The organism is Haloechinothrix aidingensis (genome assembly GCF_013450155.1).
Lineage (GTDB): Bacteria > Actinomycetota > Actinomycetes > Mycobacteriales > Pseudonocardiaceae > Haloechinothrix > Haloechinothrix aidingensis.
In genome coordinates this window covers 306,315-326,571 of record NZ_JACCKD010000003.1, presented here as the reverse complement: position 1 = coordinate 326,571, position 20,257 = coordinate 306,315, and the positions used below count along the sequence as shown (strand labels likewise).

General features: G+C 69.1%; 21 protein-coding genes. 10 read left to right on the top strand and 11 right to left on the bottom strand.

Translation table 11 applies throughout. The annotated features are described in order from the left end of the window. Position 1 precedes the first annotated feature (1 nt). Genes H0B56_RS09880 through H0B56_RS09870 form a run of 3 tightly spaced genes read right to left on the bottom strand, consistent with a single transcriptional unit; the run spans position 2 to position 2,242 of the window. Positions 2–463 (bottom strand): ester cyclase, encoded by a 462-nt coding sequence (locus H0B56_RS09880; RefSeq protein ID WP_180892681.1) that lies wholly within the window; start codon positions 461–463, stop codon positions 2–4. Next, positions 447–857 (bottom strand): hypothetical protein, encoded by a 411-nt coding sequence (locus H0B56_RS09875; protein ID WP_180892680.1) that lies wholly within the window; start codon positions 855–857, stop codon positions 447–449. The genes H0B56_RS09880 and H0B56_RS09875 overlap by 17 nt, the downstream gene beginning before the upstream one ends. Beyond that, complete coding sequence (locus H0B56_RS09870; protein WP_180892679.1) at positions 854–2,242, bottom strand: flavin monoamine oxidase family protein; 1,389 nt, start codon at positions 2,240–2,242, stop codon at positions 854–856. The genes H0B56_RS09875 and H0B56_RS09870 overlap by 4 nt, the downstream gene beginning before the upstream one ends. 100 nt (positions 2,243–2,342) lie before the next feature. Here H0B56_RS09870 and H0B56_RS09865 point away from each other — a divergent pair, with 100 nt between their 5' ends. The 3 genes from H0B56_RS09865 to H0B56_RS09855 all read left to right on the top strand — a co-directional run bounded on the left by H0B56_RS09865 (position 2,343) and on the right by H0B56_RS09855 (position 4,587). After that, complete coding sequence (locus tag H0B56_RS09865) at positions 2,343–2,975, top strand: TetR/AcrR family transcriptional regulator (protein WP_180892678.1); 633 nt, start codon at positions 2,343–2,345, stop codon at positions 2,973–2,975. A 149-nt stretch (positions 2,976–3,124) separates the two neighbouring features. After that, positions 3,125–3,715, top strand: coding sequence for a carboxymuconolactone decarboxylase family protein (locus H0B56_RS09860; protein ID WP_180892677.1), 591 nt, complete (start codon positions 3,125–3,127; stop codon positions 3,713–3,715). Further along, a complete protein-coding gene (locus H0B56_RS09855) occupies positions 3,712–4,587 on the top strand; it encodes an RNA polymerase sigma-70 factor (protein ID WP_180892676.1) in 876 nt (291 codons plus the stop codon). The genes H0B56_RS09860 and H0B56_RS09855 overlap by 4 nt, the downstream gene beginning before the upstream one ends. Positions 4,588–4,789: 202 nt before the next feature. Here H0B56_RS09855 and H0B56_RS09850 read toward each other — a convergent pair whose 3' ends face one another. Continuing rightward, positions 4,790–5,155 carry a hypothetical protein gene (locus tag H0B56_RS09850; RefSeq protein WP_180892950.1) on the bottom strand — a complete coding sequence of 122 codons (366 nt, stop codon included), beginning with the start codon at positions 5,153–5,155 and terminating at the stop codon, positions 4,790–4,792. A 76-nt stretch (positions 5,156–5,231) separates the two neighbouring features. On the opposite strand from H0B56_RS09850, the gene H0B56_RS09845 reads away from it, so the two are divergent. Continuing rightward, a complete protein-coding gene (locus H0B56_RS09845) occupies positions 5,232–6,020 on the top strand; it encodes a glycerophosphodiester phosphodiesterase family protein (RefSeq protein ID WP_343063830.1) in 789 nt (262 codons plus the stop codon). 55 nt (positions 6,021–6,075) lie between these two features. On the opposite strand, the gene H0B56_RS09840 is transcribed toward H0B56_RS09845, so the two are convergent. Further along, positions 6,076–6,801, bottom strand: coding sequence for a transglycosylase family protein (locus H0B56_RS09840; RefSeq protein WP_246361017.1), 726 nt, complete (start codon positions 6,799–6,801; stop codon positions 6,076–6,078). A gap of 228 nt (positions 6,802–7,029) precedes the next feature. Between H0B56_RS09840 and H0B56_RS09835 the strand changes: the two genes are divergently transcribed. From H0B56_RS09835 to H0B56_RS09825, 3 genes are all read left to right on the top strand, one after another. Continuing rightward, a complete protein-coding gene (locus H0B56_RS09835) occupies positions 7,030–7,677 on the top strand; it encodes a GNAT family N-acetyltransferase (RefSeq protein ID WP_180892673.1) in 648 nt (215 codons plus the stop codon). A 115-nt stretch (positions 7,678–7,792) separates the two neighbouring features. After that, positions 7,793–9,217: an MFS transporter gene (locus tag H0B56_RS09830; protein ID WP_180892672.1), complete on the top strand. Its 1,425-nt coding sequence runs from the start codon at positions 7,793–7,795 to the stop codon at positions 9,215–9,217. A 447-nt stretch (positions 9,218–9,664) separates the two neighbouring features. After that, positions 9,665–10,009, top strand: coding sequence for an RNA polymerase-binding protein RbpA (locus H0B56_RS09825; protein WP_180892671.1), 345 nt, complete (start codon positions 9,665–9,667; stop codon positions 10,007–10,009). A 72-nt stretch (positions 10,010–10,081) separates the two neighbouring features. On the opposite strand, the gene H0B56_RS09820 is transcribed toward H0B56_RS09825, so the two are convergent. From H0B56_RS09820 to H0B56_RS09810, 3 genes are all read right to left on the bottom strand, one after another. Next, positions 10,082–10,840 carry a polyprenol monophosphomannose synthase gene (locus H0B56_RS09820; RefSeq protein ID WP_180892670.1) on the bottom strand — a complete coding sequence of 253 codons (759 nt, stop codon included), beginning with the start codon at positions 10,838–10,840 and terminating at the stop codon, positions 10,082–10,084. Between the two features lie 8 nt (positions 10,841–10,848). Next, positions 10,849–12,471: an apolipoprotein N-acyltransferase gene (gene lnt, locus H0B56_RS09815; protein WP_343063829.1), complete on the bottom strand. Its 1,623-nt coding sequence runs from the start codon at positions 12,469–12,471 to the stop codon at positions 10,849–10,851. 134 nt (positions 12,472–12,605) lie between these two features. Continuing rightward, complete coding sequence (locus H0B56_RS09810) at positions 12,606–14,243, bottom strand: amidohydrolase family protein (RefSeq protein WP_180892669.1); 1,638 nt, start codon at positions 14,241–14,243, stop codon at positions 12,606–12,608. Between the two features lie 216 nt (positions 14,244–14,459). On the opposite strand from H0B56_RS09810, the gene H0B56_RS09805 reads away from it, so the two are divergent. Together H0B56_RS09805 and H0B56_RS09800 are read left to right on the top strand one after the other, a co-directional pair. After that, a complete protein-coding gene (locus tag H0B56_RS09805) occupies positions 14,460–15,848 on the top strand; it encodes a KamA family radical SAM protein (protein ID WP_180892668.1) in 1,389 nt (462 codons plus the stop codon). A 130-nt stretch (positions 15,849–15,978) separates the two neighbouring features. Beyond that, complete coding sequence (locus H0B56_RS09800) at positions 15,979–17,058, top strand: GDSL-type esterase/lipase family protein (RefSeq protein ID WP_180892667.1); 1,080 nt, start codon at positions 15,979–15,981, stop codon at positions 17,056–17,058. Between the two features lie 58 nt (positions 17,059–17,116). Here H0B56_RS09800 and H0B56_RS09795 read toward each other — a convergent pair whose 3' ends face one another. Together H0B56_RS09795 and H0B56_RS09790 are read right to left on the bottom strand one after the other, a co-directional pair. Further along, a complete protein-coding gene (locus tag H0B56_RS09795; RefSeq protein ID WP_180892666.1) occupies positions 17,117–17,569 on the bottom strand; it encodes a winged helix-turn-helix transcriptional regulator in 453 nt (150 codons plus the stop codon). Then, the gene (locus H0B56_RS09790) at positions 17,566–18,720 is read right to left on the bottom strand and encodes a M24 family metallopeptidase (RefSeq protein ID WP_180892665.1); all 1,155 of its coding nucleotides are present in this window, start codon (positions 18,718–18,720) and stop codon (positions 17,566–17,568) included. The genes H0B56_RS09795 and H0B56_RS09790 overlap by 4 nt, the downstream gene beginning before the upstream one ends. 147 nt (positions 18,721–18,867) lie before the next feature. Here H0B56_RS09790 and H0B56_RS09785 point away from each other — a divergent pair, with 147 nt between their 5' ends. Beyond that, entirely contained in the window at positions 18,868–19,818 is a 951-nt protein-coding gene (locus H0B56_RS09785; protein ID WP_180892664.1) for a 5'-3' exonuclease H3TH domain-containing protein, read from the top strand. Positions 19,819–19,829: 11 nt separating this feature from the next. On the opposite strand, the gene H0B56_RS09780 is transcribed toward H0B56_RS09785, so the two are convergent. Continuing rightward, on the bottom strand, positions 19,830–20,240 hold the full coding sequence (locus H0B56_RS09780) for a DUF4333 domain-containing protein (RefSeq protein ID WP_180892663.1): 411 nt from the start codon (positions 20,238–20,240) through the stop codon (positions 19,830–19,832). Positions 20,241–20,257 lie beyond the last annotated feature (17 nt).

The window sequence follows — 20,257 nt, the reverse complement described above, 5'->3', positions numbered from 1 at the left end:
GTCACCCCTGTACCTGTGCCGGGTTGGATGGTCCGTCGAGCAGGCCGAGCTGTTGCTGGGCGGAAGCGATATCGAGGTAGGTGTCCTTGCGGTGCACCTTGCCCGCGACGACCGTGATGACGTCGGCTCCGGTGAGGGAGATCCCGTCACCGGTGGGGTACGCGATGAGCGCGCCGAACGGCATGGGGCAGGCCAGAGTTCCGCTCATGACGTACCGGTGCACGAAGAATCCGGTGCCGTAGCTGAGCTGTTCGGTGGCGAAGTGGATATCGGGCCACGCCCCGATGAGGCCGGCGAACGCCTCGCGGACGGCCTCTCGGCCGACGATGTCGGGCGCATCGAGCAGGTGCAGCCGGAACGCGGTGTCGTCGGTGTGCAGGGACATGATCGCGTCGAGGTCGCGGTCGTTCCACGCCGGTCCGTAGCGCTCGGCGAGCCTCTGGATGTCACTTTCCGAGGTCATGTGGTCGCTCCTTCGGGTGGGTAGCGGTACTGGCTCTGGCCAGCCAGGCAACCAGGACGGTGACGCCGACCAGCGCCACAGCTTCAGCCGGTCCGACGATCGCCGGGTGCGCATCCGTGACATGGACGATGTGGGAGACCGCGTGCAAGCCGTTCCACACCGCGGCCATCGCCAGAACCGGTGGGCGCCAGTGCGGCTTGTTCCTGGCGAGCAGCAGGCCGATACCGAATGTGGCCGCGCACGCCCCGAAGTCGCGAAGCAGGTGCACGTTGGTGGGGCCGAAGTTGGCGATCGCCGTTTCGAAGGAGGCCGGATGCACAGCTGCCCACAGGGCCAGCGCGAGATAGCCGCTGCCGAGGGCGGTCAGCAGTAGGCGCCAGCGTGGTTCGGTCATGGGGTCGGCTCCATGGCATCCTCGGTCGCGAAGGCGCGGTCGACCTCATCGGCAACACGCTCGCCCGCGGTTACGGCGCCATCCATGGAGCCGATATTGCGGGTAGCCGTCTCCGAGCCGGCCCAGTGAACGCGACCGTGTGGCTGGCGCAGCCACCATCCGTACGAAGTTAACGCGCCGGGCACGAAGTAGCCTGCGTAGCATCCCCGGGTCCACGCGTCCTCCGACCAGGAGTGCACGAGAAGCCTGCGCGGTTTCCGGGCACGCTCGCCGAACCAGCGAGCGAAGCAGTCCAGCACCTCCCGCCTGCGATCCTGCTCCGCCAGCGAGAGCAGCCGGCGGGCGTGTCGCCCCACGACGAAGCCGAGCAGAATGCCGGGGTCGCCGTCAGGAGGGGAGTTGTCGAAGGTGGCACCGACCGGTCCACGGTCGCTGGCGACGTGTCCGGACATACCTTCCTGACGCCAGAACGGTGTGTCGTAGACGGCGAGACATTTGAAGGTGGTGCCTTGTGGTGTGCGTGCCAGCAGTTGCTCGCGGCCTGCGGGCATCGCGGGCTCGTACTCGATGCCACCGGCGAGCATCGGGGGAACGGCGACGATCACGCGGTGGGCCTCGACGGACAGCCCATCGGTGTGCACCGTGACGCTCCGGTCAGACTGCACGATCCGGCGCACGGGGTGGCCGAGTGTGGGTGGCTGCGGCAGCTGATCCGCCAGCCGCAACGCGATGAGTTGCGAACCGCCCGTGAACCGATCCTGCTGCGCTCCACCGCGAGTCCGCACGAGACGCTGGAGACCACCCGCCCCGTTGATGACGGCGAGGCTGTACAGCAGCGAGACGTCTGCCGGTTCGTGCGCCCACACCGCCCGGATCGTCATGTCCAGCAGCCTGCGCGCTCGTCGGGACCGCACAGTCCGGCGCAGCCATCCGCCGAGCGTCTCGGCATCCCATTGCGCGGCCCGCGACGCCAGCCACGGCGCATCCGGTGGAACCTCGCGAGCCATCCGGTTGAGCGTTCGCTGTGCGTGCAGATAGGACATGGACGCTGCGAGGCCCGCCCACGGGACCTCTCCGCTCCACCGGCGTGTGCCGGCGCCCAGTTCGACCAGATGAGTCCCGGCCTGGTGGGTGGGGAAGGTGGTCACGCCGAGCTCGGCGGCAACCCGCTGGATCGCGTCCTGCCCAGGGCCGGTGAACTGGCCCCCGATCTCGACGTGCTTGCCGCCACCGACGTCCGTGTTGAGCGTGCGGCCACCCACCCGGTCACGGGCCTCGAGAACGCAGACCCGGTACCCCCCGGCCGCGGTGAGCCGCCGCGCAGCGACCAATCCCGAGATGCCCGCACCGACCACGACGACGTCGGTTCGTACGGCTGGTCCCATCGCGACCTCCCGTAAGTCTTGCAACGATTACAAGAACTTGTCGGGTAGGCTAACCTGAAACCGAAGTTCGTGCAACCGTTGCAAAATAACTAGGGGTGACATGGACCGGCGCAAGGAACGGACGGTCGCCGCGCTGTTGCGTGCGGCTGAGGAGGTTTTTCGCGAACGCTCAGCCGATGACGTGACCGTCGAGGAGCTCGCAGAGCGGGCGGGCGTTGCCGTGGGTTCCATCTACAACCACTTCGGTTCCAAGGCGGGATTGCAGGCGGCCGTCGTGGAGCACGCACTGCAGGCCGACCGCGACTTCATGGACCGTGCGTATGCTTCCGGTACGACTCCGCTCGAACGGATCTACGCTGCCGCCGAGGAGTACCTGGCGTTCTACCTGGCCTACCCTGACTACTTCCGGATGCTGGCCTTCCCCAACAGTCCCGGTCAGTATCAGGCTGGGCAGGAACTCGCCGACCGGCTCGCCCGGTCCGTGGATGAGCAGAACAAGCGACTTGTCGCGGCATTGCGCCAGGGCATCGAAGCCGGTGAGTTACGCGAGGTCGACCCGGAGGAGGTCGCCACCGTCCTGTGGGCTGCCTGGAACGGCATCATCAGCCTCGGCTGGCGTCCGGACCGCCTGCGCCACGACGAAGCAGAGCTGCGACGGCTGCTCCGGGTTGCCACGGATGTGGTCGGCGACGGCCTGTTGGTCGGCGACCAGCAGAGCAGCACCGGCCGGTGATCTGCTCGGCAGCGGGGAAGTGGTGGTGACGGCGGCGCACTCGAGGCGCGACCCCTCGCCGGATTCCGACCACCGGATCCGCATCGAGATGTCACAACCCGGCCGCCTGCGGTGTCTTCATGTCGAAGCCATCGACAACGGGAGGAAACATGGCCGGCACACCCCGGATCCCCAAAGCCGAGATCACCGGCGTATACGGCGCACTGGTCAAGAGGTTCAGCAGGAAGATGTTCGGCGAAGTGCCCGAAGCCGTCGGAGTGATGTGGCACAACCTGCCGGTGCTCAAGACCAGCATGGGCCTCAGCCGCAAGGCTGCCAAGTGGAAGGAGTGCGACGAGAACCTGAAGTCCTACGCCCACATGGCGGTGGCATCCCTGGTCGGCTGCTCGTTCTGCCTCGACCTGGGGTATTTCCAGGCGCACAACGAGGGTCTCGACGAGACCAAGGCCCGGGAGGTGCCACGCTGGCGGGAGTCCCACGTCTTCACTCCGCTGGAGCGCGACGTGATGGAGTACGCCGAGGCGATGAGCCGGACGCCGCCGACCGTCACCGACGAGCTGTCTGCCCGCCTGCTCGAGCAGCTCGGCGCACCGGCGATGGTCGAGCTCACCGCGTTCGCTGCGATGACCAACCAGATGGCGCGCGCGAATGTCGCGTTCGGGATCGAGGCGCAGGGGTTCGCGTCGTCCTGCGGCCTGCAGCCTCTCGCGCAGCCGAGCGACATAGGCTCCCAGGCATGACCGACGACCCGTTCGTCACCCACCGCAGCCTGCTGTTCACGGTTGCCTACGAGATGCTCGGCTCGGCCGCCGACGCCGAGGACGTCGTGCAGGAGGCGTGGCTGCGCTGGGCGGACATCGACAAGGGCAAGGTGGGCGACCCGCGGGCGTACCTGGTGCGGATCGTGACCCGGCAGGCGCTCAACCGCCTCCGCACCCTGGTGCGGCAGCGGGAGGAGTACGTCGGGGAGTGGTTGCCCGAACCGCTGCGAACCAGTCCCGATGTGGCTGAGGACGTCGAACTCGCCGAGAGCGTCTCGATCGCGATGCTCACGGTGCTGGAGTCGCTCGGCCCGACGGAGCGGGCCGTGTTCGTGCTGCGGGAGGTGTTCGAGGCGCCGTACGACGAGATCGCCTACGCACTCGAGAAGTCCCCGGCGGCGGTTCGCCAGATCGCCCACCGGGCGCGGGAGCACGTCGCGGCCCGCAGGCCCCGCATGGACGTGAACCACACCGAGCAGCAGTCCGCCGTTGAGCGGTTCCGCTCGGCGGTCGAGACCGGCGACCTGCAAGGCCTCCTCGACGTGCTCGCGCCCGACGTGGTGATGATCGCCGACGGTGGCGGGCTGGTGCCGGCGATCCCACGCCCGCTCGAGGGCGCGGAACGCGTGGCCCGCATCCTTGCCGGTGTTGCCAGGGTCGCGCCCGAAGCCCGTATCGGGACCGTGTGGCTCAACGGCGCCCCGGCGCTCCGGATCGACATCGACGGCGAGCTCAGCGCCGCGGTCAGCCTGGCCTTCGATGCGGGCCGGGTCACCCGCATCTACGGGATCCGCAACCCGCACAAACTCGCCCGGCTCGGGACAAGCATGCGGCTGAGCCGGGCCCACTGACGTAGCGGCTGCAGGCAGGGTCCGGCGTGTCCATCGACTGGCTCTACCGCGACTGTGCGGGGAGCGGCGAGTAACGGCACCGGAAAGTTTACTTAACATAATGTACATTATCGGCGCCCGAGAACCGTGCCGGGAGAGCGGCGCGGGCCCCTGCCGAAGCGTCACTGTGACGATAATCCGGCATCTTCCCGGTCCCGCCCGCTCAACGCAGCTGCTCGATTCCCTTGGCGGCTCGCGCCAGCTCGCCGGCCAGCTCGCGCAGATCCTCCGCCGGCGCACGGTCGTCGGCTGCCGTCACGATGTCCTCGGCCGCGCAGCGCAGCTGGAAAAGTCGATCTTGAAGTGCGGCGACCTCCGCGTGTGACAGCACGACGGCATCCTCGGGTAACCCGCTGCGCTGCACGGCCATCCGCCGCTCGTACGCGCGCTGACGGCAGGATTGGCCGCAGTACCGTCGCCTCCGCCCGATGCTGCCGCCATCCGCGAGGCGCGCCCCGCACCATCCGCAGTACCGGACGTTCCCCTGCCCCGCGCTCAATTCGTCACGTGACGCATTTTCGGTAATGATCGTGTCCACGACGATGGACCATATACGGCTATCGGCTCGTTACCTCGCGGCCACGCCGGACAGGCACACTGTCAGTGTGAGTCGACGTCATCCGTACCTGGCAGTACCCGGCCACCGCGCCTTCGCCCACCGTGGTTGGCACATCGACGAGCTGGACGGCATGGAGAACTCCCTGGCGTCGTTCCGGCGAGCATCCGCCGAGGGCTACCGGTTCATCGAAACCGACGTTCAGGTCACAGTGGACGGCGTGGTGGTCGTTCACCATGACAGTGACCTCGAGCGGACCACCGACCGGAGCGGACAGGTGAGCTCGTTGCGCTGGTCCGAAGTGAGCAGAGCGCGCATCGGCGGCATCGAACCCGTCAGGCGGCTCGAGGACGTACTCGAAGAGCTTCCGGAAATCCAGTTCAACATCGACGTGAAGAGCGACGCTGCCGTTGAGCCGTTTGTTCGTGTCATCGAACGCACTGGCGCGATCGACCGGATCGGTGCCGCGGCGTTCTCCGGACGCAGGCTGGCCCGCCTGCGTCGCCTGGCGGGCCCGAAACTCGCCACCGCGATGTCGCCGTGGTCGGTACATACCCTGTGGAGTGAGTCACGGTTCCGCGCGGCCAGGCTGGGACGCCGGATCACCGGCGTGATGGCCCAGGTACCACCGGGCTACGGGCGGTTCGCGTTGCTCGATGAACGCTTCGTGCGCACCGCGCACCGCACCGGAGCGGAGGTACACGCGTGGACGATCAACACGCCGTTGCAGATGCGCCGGCTGCTCGACATGGGCGTGAACGGTATCGTCACCGACCGGCCGGACCTGCTGCGCGCCGTTCTCCGCGAACGCGGGCTGTGGGCCCCGCCCGTCGGATAGGCGGCTGCGTCCCGTGCCCGGCCCGCATACGACGAGCGACGTCGCCGAGCCGTCCTCAGTTCGGCGGCTCTCCCTCCCATGCCGCGCGCCACGTCTTGGGACCCAGCCGACCGGAGTCGTTGATCCCGTTGGCGCGCTGCACCGCGAGTACTGCCTCCCGCGTCTTCTCGTAGTAGCACCCCGAACCCGTGAACTCGTGATCGAAGTCGTACGCGTTCATCCGCAGCTGGAAGTCGCGTAGTGCGGTCGCGCAGTCCCCGTAGGCGTAGACCACTCCGGGCCACGGTGGCATGGTCTCCGGACCGGTGTCCGGTTCGTGCGGCGGGCGAGGCTCGGGCTGGGGTGCTTCGGGATCACCGATATAGGTGGAGTCCTCGTAGGACGGCACCACACCGCTACGCGCATCGCTGTCCTCACGCAGTTCGAGGAAACCCTCGCCCGCGCACTCCCACGGCTGCCACCCGCGCATCCGATACAGGTACAGCGCGCGGTAGTCCTGTTCGGCAGGCGCGGCCCGATCGGGCCTGCCCTCTCCCCCGACACTGCGCCACGTCGCCAGGTCGAACTGGTACGCGCCGTAGTACCCGTTGCCGGTATTGGTGCCGTAACGGTCGCTGGACTCGCACATACGCAGCTCGGCCCAGTCCTCGTACGAGGGGTCGGCCGCGACCGGAACCACTGCCCCGGCGCCGGCACAGCCGAGGACGACGGCAACGGCGAACACGCGAGCCAGTACCGCGGCACTGGCCGGAAATCGCCGGAACGCCGGTAGAACCGTCATGATCGGCACGGTAGATATCATTCACACGAGCCACAAGACACACACCAGCATCCTCAGTCTCAATTCCCACCCCCGGGTTACCCGCCACCGGCAATGGTCCGGGTTCAACCGGGCCGGGAAGGGACGCTCGCGGCCGCCGGCCGCCGGTGCCGGATGATCCCCTGTGACGTGCGCGTGGTGCGTAGCCCGAGGTATGACTGAGACACGCGGACAGCGAGGGGGTCGTGCATGAGCCGGACAGTGGTCCGCCGGTTCGACGAGACCGACCGGGCGGACCTGCATGAGCTCTTCGGCAGGGCGGGGGAAGGCACGCCGCCCGACGCGCTCTGGGGACATGCGGAGTCGGAAGCCGCCGTCTACCTCACTCCGTACGCCGACCTGCAACCCGACTCCCTCTTCCTTGCCGTGCTGGACGGTGAGCTCGTCGGCTACCTGGCAGGCTGCCTGGACAACTCCGCGTTGCCGAGTGAGCGCGAGCGCATGGCACGGGCCATCCGGATGTACCGGTTACCCGTGCGACCCGCACCCGCGGCTTTCCTCGCGCGAAGCATGCTGGACACGGCGCGATCCGCACTCCGCGGCGAACCCGCGCCCACCGAGCTCGACGACCCTCGGTGGCCCGCTCACCTGCACATCAACCTGGTACGAAAGGCCAGGGGAACCGGGCTGGCAGCCACTCTGATGGACCACTGGTTCGATCGCCTCCGGCGAGCGGGCTCGCGTGGCTGCTACCTGCAGACGCTTGTCGAGAACGCGCGGGCGGTCCGGTTCTTCGAGCGCATGGGTTTCGAGAAGTACGGGCCGACCCCGAGGGTGCCCGGCATCCGGCATCGCGGGCAGCGCCTGCACCAGCAGACCATGGTGTGGAGTCCGTGACCGCCCGTCCAGCCCGGCTGATGTATCCAGGACATCACCACCGGTCGTACGCTGCGATAACAGTCCCCCGTACACGGGTGCGCCCGACGCACCGGCGTCAGCGAGCTGAGGTGCTATGACCAGTCACCAGAACGCGGCGGTGCCGGCGGCCGATCCCGCCCGGCGCAGACGCGAACAGATCGGTTGGTACTTCTACGACTGGGCCAACCAGCCGTTCTTCACCACGGTCACCACCGCGTTCGGGGCGGCCTACATCGGTGGGCTCGCCTCCGACTCGGCGCAGGCAGACATCGAGCGCAACGGCCCCGACCCGTGTGTCGACGCTGCCGGAAGCGCCAACAACCTCGTCTCCTGCGACATCGAGCTGCTGTTTCTCCAGTTCCCCGCGGGCGTGCTGTGGAACTACCTTGTCGCCACGGCCACCGTGATCCAGTTCTTCGTGCTTCCGGTCGCGGGCGCGATCACCGATCGCAGCCGCAACAAGAGGCTGCTCCTGGCGATCTTCGCGTTCACCGGCGCCACAGCCGTATCGATGATCGTCTTCGCCGCCGGAACCAACTGGCAGCTCGCCGCCGGAATGTACCTGATCGGGCAGGTCTCCTACGGCGGCTCCATCGTGGTCTACTACTCGTTTCTCGCCGACGTCGCCTATGCCGATGAACGGGACACCGTCTCCACGCGGGGCTGGGCAATGGGGTACCTGGGCGGAGGCATAGCCCTGGCGCTGCAGCTCGTGCTCGTCCTCAACCACGACGCCGTCGGCCTGACCCAGACCGAGTCCGTACGCCTGGCGTTTCTGAGCTCCGGCATCTGGTGGGCGGGCTTCACCCTCATCCCGCTGTTCCGCCTGAGGCAGCACAGCGCCCCCCGCTCGGTCGAACCGGGCCGATCGCCGCTGACCGCGGGATTCGTGGAGCTGGGCAAGACACTGCGCGGCGCCCTCGCGTTCCCGCTCACGCTGTGGTTCCTCGGCGCTTACCTGATCTACAGCGACGGCATCTCCACGGTGGTCAGCGTGTCGGCGCAGTACGGCAAGGAGCAACTCGGGTTCGCGCAGGACGTGCTCATCATCACCATCCTTGTGGTGCAGTTCCTCGCCTTCATCGGGGCACGCCTGCACGGCCTGGTCGCCGAACGTACCGGGGCCAAGCGCACGATCATGGCAAGCCTCCTGCTCTGGATCGGCGTGCTGATCGCCGCCTACCACCTCGAACCAGGCAACGAGCTGATGTTCTGGTCCGTGGCCGCCGCGATCGGCCTGGTACTCGGCGGGGTCATGGCGCTGTCCAGGTCGCTGTTCAGCCAGCTCATCCCCCCGGGCAAGGAGGCACAGTACTTCGGCCTGTACCTGGTCACCGAGCGCGGCACACCCCAGTTCGGCACCGCGCTGTTCGGGCTGATCGCACAAGCGTCGGGCTCGTTCCGGCCCGCCATCATCGCCTTGGCCGTGTTCTTCATCCTGGGCTTCCTGCTGCTGGCCTTCCTCCCCGTCCGCAGGGCCATCCGGGCAGCGGGCAACACCGAGCCTGCCGTGGTGTGAGACGGCGAGCCGAACCGGTAGAGACATACGCCATCCGTGGGCGTGCGACGACCTTTCGGAACCACGGGTTGATCACGTTAAGTGATCAACCGTGCTCCCTGACGATCCATCAATGCACCGGAACCCGCACATGCATCGGCCGGTCGTAGCGGCGCTGTGGGTAACCGTTAACCTGCATGTGGGAGACCTGTGGGTCGGTGGTTCGCTTCCCCCGGGGCTGCTCGCATGCGCGTGAGCAGCTCTGTGAACCAGCGACACGCAGGTTCGCGGGGACAACGGCCGTCATGAGCCGGTGACAGCGATGTCTCCGTGGAGAGGAACTCCTCGAGCTCCGAGATACTGCGCACCGGAGGCGGCACTGCTCCATAAGGGAACCCTGGAACGGCGCCACTCGTTGCACAGTGTGAGCACCCTGTCGCTTGCCGAGCCGACCGAAAGGATCACACAATGGCCGACCGCGTTCTCCGCGGTAGCAGGTTGGGGGCGGTCAGCTACGAGACTGATCGTGATCACGACCTCGCGCCGCGGCGTACCGTGCACTACGCCTGCCCCAAGGACCACAGCTTCGAAGTACCGTTCTCCGACGACGCCGAGATCCCGCAGACCTGGGAGTGCAGGCTGCACGGCACCGAGTCCGAGCTCATGGACGGCAGCCAGCAGGAACAGAAGAAGGCCAAGCCGCCACGGACGCACTGGGACATGCTGCTCGAGCGCCGATCCGTCCCCGAGCTGGAGGAGTTGCTCAACGAGCGCCTCAACGAACTGCAGGAGCGACGTAACCGCGCCACCTGAGATCACGGCCCGGCCACCCACCACTCGCCCGTGACGAGGGCCCCACCCGCCGCGGTGGGGCCCTCGTCGTGTTCAGTCTCGAGGGCCGTTCCGGCGCGCCAGTGCCGCGCGAAGCTGCCTGCCTCGATGGCGCAAGCCCCACGCTCCCACGTTGAGCACGGCCTCCCGCACGATCGAGCCGGTCATCTTGGAGTGGCCGACCTCCCGCTCGGTGAACGTGATGGGGACCTCGGCCACCGAGAACCCGGCCCGGATGGCGCGCCAGGCGAGGTCGATCTGGAAGCAGTACCCCTGCGAGTCAGCGTCCTCGAGCGGGAGCACGTCCAGCACGGCCCGGCGGTACGCACGGTAACCGGCGGTGATGTCCTTGACCCGCACCCCGAGCGCGAGCCGCGAGTACAGGTTGCCGCCCTTCGACAGCATCTTCCTGCGGCGCGGCCAGTTCACCACGCTGCCGCCGGGGACGTAACGCGACCCGATGACGAGGTCGTGCTCGGTAACGGCCGCCAGGATGCGCGGCAGGTCCTCGGGGGCGTGCGAACCGTCCGCGTCCATCTCCACCAGCGTGCCGAACTCCCGATCCAACCCCCAGCGGAACCCCGCGATGTAGGCGGCGCCGAGCCCGGCCTTGCCCTTTCTGTGCAGCACATGGACGCGCTCGTCCCGCGAGGCGAGCTCCTCGGCGAGCGCGCCGGTACCGTCCGGGCTCCCGTCATCGACGACGAGCACGTGCGAGTCCGGCCGTACGCGGTGTAGCCGCGTCACCAACGACCCGATGTTGTCGCGCTCGTTGTAGGTCGGCACGATCACCAACACAGCGTTGTTGTCCATGGCAGGGGCTACCCACTCCTGTCCTGGTCGGCGCTACGCGAGAACGGGGCACGATCGCGAAACCGCAACCCTATCGACACCAGAACCGCGGCCAGCCCGCCACCGACGAGGATCCGTTCGGGCCAGGCACCCAGCGCGGTGGCGACGGTGCCGGTATCGCGCAACGGTACCGGCCGCACGAACGACTCGGCCGTGTACAGCTCCGTCCGGTGCCGGACCGTACCGTCCGGTGCGACGACCGCGCTGATCCCGCTCGTGGCGGCCACGACGGTCGCACGGCCGTGCTCGATCGCGCGCATCCGGGACATCGCCAGGTGCTGGTAGGTCATCTCCCCTCGCCCGAACCAGGCATTGTTGGTCGGTACGACCAGCAGCTCCGCCCCACTGGACACCGCATCGCGCAGCACGTAGTCGTAGGCCGACTCGTAGCAGATCGCGAGGCCCACCCGGGTCTGCCCGACCTCGAGGACCGCACGCTCCCGGCCCGGGGTCATATCGACCATGTTGTCGACGAACGGCGTGAACCAGCTCGCGATCGCACGCATCGGTATGTACTCGGAGAACGGCACGAGCTCCTGCTTGGCGTAGTAGTCCTGCGCCCCGCTGTCCGGGTCCCACCGGACAACGGCGTTCTCGCGCTCGTTTCGCACCGGGTCATGGAGCATCGCCCCGATCAGCGCGGGAGCTGCGAACCGGCTCACCAGATCGTCCACGACCGGGTCACCGTCGACGACATCGGTCGCGGTTTCCGGCCACACCACGAGATCCGGCTCATCGTGCCGCCCCGATGCGAGGGCGTCCAGGAACCGCTCGCTCTCGGCGATGTGGTTCCTCCGGATCGTCTCCCGTGCCCCGAGCAGGTCCAGCCCGGCATCCGGCGCGTTACCCTGCACCACACCGACATCGATCGTCCCGTTCGTCGGGTCCGTACCGATCGCGGGCCAGGTCGCCACGGCAATGACCAGCGGAAGCGCGACCCCGGCCGCCGCTGCGCCGAGGGGCCGTGCCGTACTCCGCCACGCGCGTTCCCGCCCGTACGCGACGGCGCACAGCACCAGGCGCGCCAGGCACAGACCCGTCAGAACCACAACGAAGCTCACGAGGGGTGCGCCACCGAGCGCGGCCAGCGAGCCGAACACCCCGTCCGGCTGGCCGAAGGCCACCCGCCCCCAGGGAAACCCGTTGAGCGGCCACGCCCCGCGGACCCATTCCTGGGTGACGAACAGCGCGGCCATCCACACCGGTCCCCCCGGCAACCGCGCGACGAGGGTCATCGCCGCGCACGCCAGCGCGATGAACAGCGCGATCAGCGCCGACAGCGCCAGCCACGGCCACGGTCCGAGGTCCGCACCGAGAAAGTCCTGGATCCACACCAGGTGGGCCAGGGTGAAAACCAGACCGAACGCCATGCCGTAGGCCGCACCGCCCCGGATGCCGGCCCTGTGCAGCGCGAGCCCGAGACCGGCGAACGCCAGCGCGGCGAGCCACCACCATTCGCGGGGCGGGAAGCTCAGGAACAACAGCCAGCCGGACCCGGCCGAAAGCGCCAACCGCACGGCCGGGGCCACCGCACGCCGGCGCATCCATGCCGGCAGGACAGCGAAGGCGTCCCGAGGCTCACGTTCACTCACAGGACTCAGCCTATGGGGACGTGATCACGCCCGTCGTGCGGGTCGCCACGCGGCACACGGGCGAGCCGAAGGACCCCTCCGGTACATATGTGGTACCCGAGGAGTCCCTCGGCTCGCCACGGGACGGCGGGATGTCACGAGGGTCCGAAGAGTGTCTCGCCGCGCAGCACCGTGCGCAGACAGCGTGGCAACGGTGCATCGGGGTCGACGCGTGGCAGCGGGGGCACCCGTGACCGGGGGTCGGTGGACCAGCGCTGCACCCGCGCGTCCGGTGCGGCGACGGACAGCTCCCCGACGTCCCATACCGCGTAGTTGGCCGGGGCCCCGGGAACCAGCCTCCCGCTGAGCCCGTCGAACAGCCCCGACGCGCGGTAGCCGCCCCTGGTGTGCGCGTTGAACGCCGCGCGGGGCGACACGCCCGCTCCCGGAGTGTGATGGTGCACTGCTGCTCGCACGGCCTGCCACGGGGCCAGCGGGGTCACCGGACTGTCCGACCCGTAGGCCAGCGCCACGCCACGCGCCGCGAGCATGCTGAACGGGTTGAGCCCGCGCGCCCGGTCCCGGCCCAGTCGCCGCTGGTACATGCCCTCCGCACCACCCCACATCGCGTCGAAGGCCGGCTGCATGGATGCCGTGACGTTCCAGCGGGCCAACTGCGCTGCCTGTTCCTCGTCGACCATCTCCAGGTGTTCGACCCGGTGGCTCCGCGCGGCGAGGGCGCGCTGCCCGAGTGCCCGCTCGGCCGCACCGAACCCCTCGATCACCGTGCTGACCGCCCGGTCCCCGATCGCGTGAAAGCCTGCCTGCATTCCCTCCTCGGTGCAGGTGATGACATGCGCGGCCACCTCGGCCGCGTCGAGGTACCGGATACCGCGCGAGCCCGCCGAGTGCTCGCCGGGGTCGGCGTAGTGCTCGTGCAGTGCGGCGGTGCGCGAGCCGAGCGCGCCGTCGACGCACAGGTCCCCGGCCAGGCCTGCCACGCCGAGCTCGCGCGCGCGACGTACCGCGTCGGCGCCGGTCGAGCCCGCGAACTCACCCCAGTAGGGCACGACATCCGGCCGCCGGGTGGCCGAGGCGAGCTCGACCAGCTCCCGCAGGTCGTCCTCTCCCGAGATGGTGGGACCGGCGCATTCGTGCACGCTCGTGATGCCCGCGGCGGCCGCCGCGTCGAGGAACGTGCGCTGCGCCAGCCTGCGCTGCTCGGCCGGTACCGCGGCCTGCGCGGCGCCGCGTAACAGGTGATGCGCCTCGGAGGTGACCGGCCCGTCGGCGGTCCACCCCGCTGCGTCGGAGGCTCCGGGGGCAAGGGCCGCGAGAGCGGAGGACACCAGTGCGGAGTGCACGTCGATACGGCTGAGGTACACCGGTACCGCACCGCAGGCCTCGTCGAGCTCGGCCCTGCTCGGCAGGCGCGAGCTCGACCACGTCTCCTCGTCCCAGCCGTGGGCCAGCAGCACATCCCCGGCGGATGCGGCCGCGCACCAGCCCCGCACGGCTTCGAGCAGCTCATCGGCCCCGCCAACGGTGGCCAGGTCGGGCCCCGACAGGTACAGGCCCGTCGCGGTGGCGTGCACGTGGGCATCCACGAACGACGGAGCGACGAACGCGCCGTCCAGCGGGATCTCCTCCGCGTCCGGATGCAGTGCTCGCCCGGGCCGGTCCTGTCCCAGCCACGTCACCGTTCCGCCCTCGACGGCCATCGCCGTGGCATCGGGCGCGCTCGGCGAGTGGATGCGCCCGCCGGTCAGCAGTGTCGTCCGTGATGAGTTCACGGCTCGCAGTCTGCCGGTTCCCGCTTCGGCCGCGCGCATGGCCCCTGCGCACGGTGACACCGGCAACCCCATGACCTGGACGCGCCACTTGAGAAAATATTTACGTCATTACCAATGTTTGACAGGAGATATTCCGTCCTGCTTCGGTGTAATCGAAAGAGCATGTCAGCAGCCGAGCACGACCTGCCCGGCCACGACCGGTGAGGAGCGGACACCATGACCGCGGTAACGGAGCGATCCACCGCGCACGCCGACCAGAACCTCGAGCAGCCGTACGTCTACCAGCGCACCGAACTCGTCGAACCCGACTGGCGACGGTTTCCCGGGTGGTCGGATGTCACCGAGGCCCAGTGGCGCGACGCGCAGTGGCAGCGGGTGCACTGCGTGCGCAACATCAAGCAGCTCCGCGCGCTCATGGGGGACCTGCTCGACGAGAGCTTCTACGCCGATCTCGAGGCCGATCAGCAGCAGACCGCGACGATGTCGATGCTGCTTCCACCGCAGATGCTCAACACCATGGCTCCTGCGGCCGCGGCGGGCGAGTTCACCGAGGCGTTCCTCGCCGATCCGCTGCGCAAGTACATGTTGCCCGTGCGGTCCGACCGGCTGCCCACCTGGCCGTCGCATCCCTACGCGGAGCGGGACTCGCTGCACGAGGCGGAGATGTGGGTCGCCGAGGGGCTTACCCACCGCTACCCCACCAAAGTTCTCGCCGAGCTGCTGTCCACCTGCCCGCAGTACTGCGGGCACTGCACCAGGATGGACCTCGTCGGCAACTCCACACCGCAGGTCGACAAGCTCAAGCTCGAGCTCAAACCGGCCGACCGGCAGGACGCCATCATCGACTACCTGCACGACACCCCGGGCGTGCGGGATGTCGTCGTCTCGGGTGGTGACGTCGCGAACGTGCCGTGGCACCAGCTGGAGAGCTTCCTGATGCGGCTGCTGGCCATCGAGTCGATCCGGGACATCCGGCTGGCCACCAAAGCCCTCGCGGGGCTGCCTCAGCACTGGCTCCAACCCAAGATCGTGGAAGGGCTCGAACGTGTGGCGCGCACCGCGGCACGGCGTGGTGTCAACCTCGCGATCCACACGCACGTCAACCACGCTCAGTCGCTGACGCCGCTCGTCGCGGAGGCCGCACGCACCGCCCTCGAGGTCGGCGTTCGTGATGTGCGCAACCAGGGGGTGCTGATGCGCGGCGTGAACGCCACCCCGGATGCGCTCCTCGACCTGTGCTTCGGCCTGCAGGACGAAGCGGGCATCCTGCCCTACTACTTCTACATGTGCGACATGATCCCCAACGCGGAGCACTGGCGGGTCTCCGTGGCGCAGGCACAGCACCTGCAGCACGCGATCATGGGCTACCTGCCCGGCTACGCCACGCCGCGCATCGTGTGCGACGTCCCCTACGTCGGCAAGCGCTGGGTGCACCAGCTCGCCGAGTACGACCGCGAGCTCGGGATCTCGTACTGGACGAAGAACTACCGCACGGGCATCGAGACGGACGACCCCGACGCGCTGACCCGCCGGTACCCCTACTACGACCCGATCGACACGCTGCCCGAGTCCGGCAGGCGTGCCTGGGAGCACGCGGCCGACTGAGCTCGGCCGTGTACCCCGGGTACCCCGTGCCCGGTGGTGCTCGCCGCCAACGGGGTCGTGCGCGCCACCGGGCACGTGACCCGCACCGTCACACAGCAGGTATACAACGCCGCCCGTACGATGCACGGTGATGCGGAGGTTCCCGACCCCACGGTTGCGTTGGTGGCACGCCGCGCTCGCGGTCGTGGCGGGTGCCGCGCTGGTGGTCGTACTGGTTGTCGTCGACTTCGCTCCCGACGAGCAGCCGGAACCGGGTCCCCCCGAGGACGCGCCCCGGACGCTGGTCAGCATCGGCGACAGCACCCTCTCCGGTGACGGCATCGGCGAGTACACGGAGGGCACCGACGGCCTCGACGGCAACTGGTGCCGCCGGTCACCGCTGGCGGAGATACACAGAACCGATGTCCCCGGCGTCGACGAGACCGTCAACCTGGCGTGCTCGGGTGCGACCACCGAGCACGTCCGGCTCGGTGACCGGCAGCGCTACGGCGAACCATCCCAGGCACAGCAGCTCACCGAGCTCGCGCGCACGAACCGCGTCGTCGGAGTCGTGGTCGCGATCGGCGCCAACGACGAGCCTCGCTTCTCGTCCCGGGTTCGTGACTGCATCCAGGCGTACTTCACCGAGTCGCCGTGCAACGAGTCACTCGCCCCGGAGTGGTCGGACATCGTGGCGGAGATGGTGCCCGATGTCGAGGCCGCGCTGTCCGATGTGCGTACGGCGCTGGCCGATGCGCACTACGATACGGACGACTACCAGCTCGTCCTGCAGTCCTACGCCCCGCCGATCGCTCCGGACATCCCCGCGGAGGTACGCAACCTCAATGGCTGTCCATTCCTGACACAGGACCTGGAGTGGCTGAGCTCCCAGGCCGTGACCGAGCTCAACGACGGGCTCCGTGCCGCGGCCGGCGAGGCGGGCGCGCGATTCCTCGACCTCTCCCGCGCCAGCGAGGGCCGTGAAGCCTGTACGGGCGGTGCGGATCCGAGCACCGAGTGGTTCACCCGGCTCACCGTGCGGTTCGACGACCTCGACGACGCCGACCGGGCCCGCCAGGCGATCCGCGAGTCGTTCCACCCGAACGCCGCCGGGCACCGCCAGTTCGGTGACTGCCTCACCCAGTTCCTGACCACCGACGCGCAGGAGGCGGCCTGCCTGGTCACCGAGGACGGCACGTTACGGGCGGCACCGGGCGTACCGGGTAGCTGACGACCGGCCCGGGTGCCGGGCGAGCCGGTCACGACGGCCGGAGCGGTGTCCGAACGGCTCAGATCGGAGCGGGGCGCCCTTCGAACGGTGTGGACAGCACCACAGTCGTCCGGGTCGATACGTTGGCGACCTCCCGGATCTGGCGCAGCAGCTCCTCAAGCGCGCGTGGCGAGGTCACCCGCACCAGGAGCACATAGGACTCGTCCCCCGCGACCGAGTAGCATGACTCGATCTCACGGATGTGCTCGAGGCGCTGCGGGTAGTCATCGGGGGCAGCGGGATCGGTCGGTGTCAGGGAGATCAGCGCGGTCAGCGGCAACCCGATCTGGTCCCCGTCCAGCTGAGCCGTGTAGCCCTTGATCAGCCCCCGCTCCTCGAGCCTGCGGACCCGCTGGTGAACGGCTGAGACCGACAGGCCGACCCGGGCGGCGAGATCGGTGAAGCTACACCGCCCGTCGGCGTTGAGCTCCCGCGCGATGGCCTTGTCCACCGGCTCGAGTGCCGAACTCACTCCCCGACCACCAACAGGTCACGCGGGCGCTTGTTCAGCGACTCGACGCCGTCGGAGGTGACGACCACGATGTCCTCGATCCGGGCGCCCCACCGTCCGTTGTGGTAGATACCCGGCTCGACACTGAACGTGACACCGGGCTCGAGAAGTAACTCGTTGCCTGCCATCACGAACGGCTCCTCGTGGACGTCGAGCCCGATACCGTGGCCGGTGCGGTGGATGAACTGGTCACCGTAGCCGGCCTCGGCGATCGGCTGCCGGGCCGCCGCATCGATGTCCTGCGCGGCGACACCGGGACGTACCGCTGCCACCGCGGCCTCCTGCGCCTGTTGCAGTACCCCGTACGCCGACCGCACGTCCGGTTCACGGGGCTCGCCCACCGCGTACGTCCGGGTACAGTCCGAGTAGTACCCGGACGCTATCGGTCCCCCGATATCGACCACGACGACGTCACCACGTTCGATCGTGCGGTCGGATACCTCGTGGTGCGGGCTGGCGCCGTTCGGCCCCGAGCCGACGATGATGAACTCCGCCCCGGTGTGTCCTTCCTCGATGATGGCCGCTTCCAGGTCGGCGGCGACCTCGGCCTCGGTGCGCCCGGCGCGCAGCATGCCGGGCACGCGCGCGTGGACACGGTCGATGGCCTCCGCGGCCGCGCGCAGCGCGTCGACCTCCGCCTGGTCCTTGCGCATGCGCAGGCTACGCAGCACGGTACCGGCCAGAACCTGCTCGGCGTCCGGGATCGCGTCCCGCAGCGCGAGCACGTGCCGTGCCGTCATCGCGTCGCTGACGGCTACCCGGCCCGGTTCGGCGGAGAGGCGGACCAGATCCGCGACGAGCTGGTACGGGTCCTCGCCGTCCCGCCAGGTCACCACCTTCAGCCCGAGCTCGTCAGCGGGGACCTCACCGTAGGCCGCATGCTCCAGCTTCGGCAGCACCAGCGAGGGCGCGGCATCTCCCGCGGGCACGATGAGCGTGGTGAGCCGCTCGTACGAGCCGCCTGCCACGCCGAGCAGGTATCGCAGATCCGCGCCTGGGGAGATCAGCAGCGCATCGGTGCCGGACTCGGCGGCGACCGCGCTCGCGCGCTCGATCCTGGCACGCAGGCTTTCCGGATCAGGTGCGACATGGTGCGGTGATGGACGCGACATGGCCCGAGCGTATCCGCTCGATCGCCACGCAGCACGAGGGAGGGACACGCACCGGTCGGTAGCCGGTCACACGGCCGCGGAGCCGGCGCGGCTCCCGGGTGGGTACTGGCTGTACCGCGTGTGATTCCCTGTGGCACGCTGCGGTACGTGACTGCTCCCCTCGTGCTCCTGGACACCGCGAGCCTGTACTTCCGCTCGTTCCACGCCCTGCCCGAGTCGCTTCGCGCGCACGACGGCACCCCGGTCAACGCCGTGCGGGGTTTCGCCGACACCCTCGCCCGGATCATCCTCGACCGGTCTCCCGGCAAGCTCGTGGCATGCCTCGACGCGGATTGGCGCCCGCAGTTCCGCGTCGACCTGCTGCCGAGCTACAAGGCGCACCGGGTGGACAGCGATGCCGGTGACACCGTCGAGGAGGTGCCGGACACGCTCGGCCCGCAGGTACCGATCATCCTCGAGCTCCTCGACGCGATGGGGATCTGCACCGCAGAGGCTGCCGGCTACGAGGCCGATGACGTCATCGGCACGCTCACCGCGCGGGAGACTGCCGCGCCGGTCGAGATCGTCACCGGGGACAGGGACCTCTTCCAGCTGGTGCGTTCCGCACCCACGCCCGCCACCGTGATCTACGTGGGACGGGGCTGGGCGAAGGCCGAGATCCTCGGGGAGCGGGAGCTCGCCGACAAGTACGCCTTGCCGTTCGACACCGCGGGCGCCGCCTACGCGGACATGTCCGTGCTGCGCGGTGACCCCTCGGACGGGTTGCCTGGAGTGCCCGGGATCGGGGAGAAGACGGCGGCCAAACTCATCGTCCAGTTCGGTTCGCTCGCCGAGCTGCTGCACGCGGCACGTGCCGGCGAGCCGAGCGTGCCCGCCAAGACCCGCGCGCGGCTGGCCGAGGCAGCCGACTACCTCACCGTCGCGCCGCGAGTCGTCGGCGTGGTACGCGATGCCCCCGTGCACCTGTCCGGGGACCAGGCCACCCCTGCCGCGCCCGCGGACCCGGCCCGCGTCGGGCGCCTCGCCGAGCAGTGGAACCTCGGCGGGTCGGCGGATCGCCTGCTTGACGCGGTACGTACCGTCTCGGCCCGGCCCTGACCGGCCCGGTCCTATTCCGGTCGGCCCACGGTGTAGGAGCCCTCGTCACTGGTGACCGTGATCGGCACGCTCCGTTCCGCACCGGAGATCACCGCGGTGCAGGTGAACGTGTTGCCCTTCGCCACAACCTGCTGCGGAGGGCAGGTCACGACATCGAGATCGTCGATCCCGTAGTCCTCGGCGAGCACGGTGTGCACGTCATCCTGCACGGCCGCGTCGTCGAACACCGGCGGCCGCCGTTCGGGTACGGACGTGACGTCCGGCACCTCGTATGCCGCCGAGGAGCGTGTCGACCGGGACTCCTCGCCCGGCCCCGACTCGCCTGGCGCACATGCCACCACGAGCAGCACCACCGGCACCAGCAGGAGCAGGCCGCCACGTACCGCCCCACCCGTCGACCGGTTCGGGAAGGGAAGGGGCACGCCAACCTCCTTGACAC

Coding starts and splice junctions, on each gene's coding strand:
- H0B56_RS09860 (WP_180892677.1), top strand. CDS start 3,125: ATGGCCGGCACACCCCGGATCCCCAAAGCCGAGATCACCGGCGTATAC.
- H0B56_RS09805 (WP_180892668.1), top strand. CDS start 14,460: ATGACCGCGGTAACGGAGCGATCCACCGCGCACGCCGACCAGAACCTC.
- H0B56_RS09840 (WP_246361017.1), bottom strand. CDS start 6,801: ATGACGGTTCTACCGGCGTTCCGGCGATTTCCGGCCAGTGCCGCGGTA.
- H0B56_RS09870 (WP_180892679.1), bottom strand. CDS start 2,242: ATGGGACCAGCCGTACGAACCGACGTCGTCGTGGTCGGTGCGGGCATC.
- H0B56_RS09800 (WP_180892667.1), top strand. CDS start 15,979: ATGCGGAGGTTCCCGACCCCACGGTTGCGTTGGTGGCACGCCGCGCTC.
- H0B56_RS09835 (WP_180892673.1), top strand. CDS start 7,030: ATGAGCCGGACAGTGGTCCGCCGGTTCGACGAGACCGACCGGGCGGAC.
- H0B56_RS09880 (WP_180892681.1), bottom strand. CDS start 463: ATGACCTCGGAAAGTGACATCCAGAGGCTCGCCGAGCGCTACGGACCG.
- H0B56_RS09790 (WP_180892665.1), bottom strand. CDS start 18,720: ATGTCGCGTCCATCACCGCACCATGTCGCACCTGATCCGGAAAGCCTG.
- H0B56_RS09875 (WP_180892680.1), bottom strand. CDS start 857: ATGACCGAACCACGCTGGCGCCTACTGCTGACCGCCCTCGGCAGCGGC.
- H0B56_RS09830 (WP_180892672.1), top strand. CDS start 7,793: ATGACCAGTCACCAGAACGCGGCGGTGCCGGCGGCCGATCCCGCCCGG.
- H0B56_RS09855 (WP_180892676.1), top strand. CDS start 3,712: ATGACCGACGACCCGTTCGTCACCCACCGCAGCCTGCTGTTCACGGTT.
- H0B56_RS09825 (WP_180892671.1), top strand. CDS start 9,665: ATGGCCGACCGCGTTCTCCGCGGTAGCAGGTTGGGGGCGGTCAGCTAC.
- H0B56_RS09865 (WP_180892678.1), top strand. CDS start 2,343: ATGGACCGGCGCAAGGAACGGACGGTCGCCGCGCTGTTGCGTGCGGCT.
- H0B56_RS09820 (WP_180892670.1), bottom strand. CDS start 10,840: ATGGACAACAACGCTGTGTTGGTGATCGTGCCGACCTACAACGAGCGC.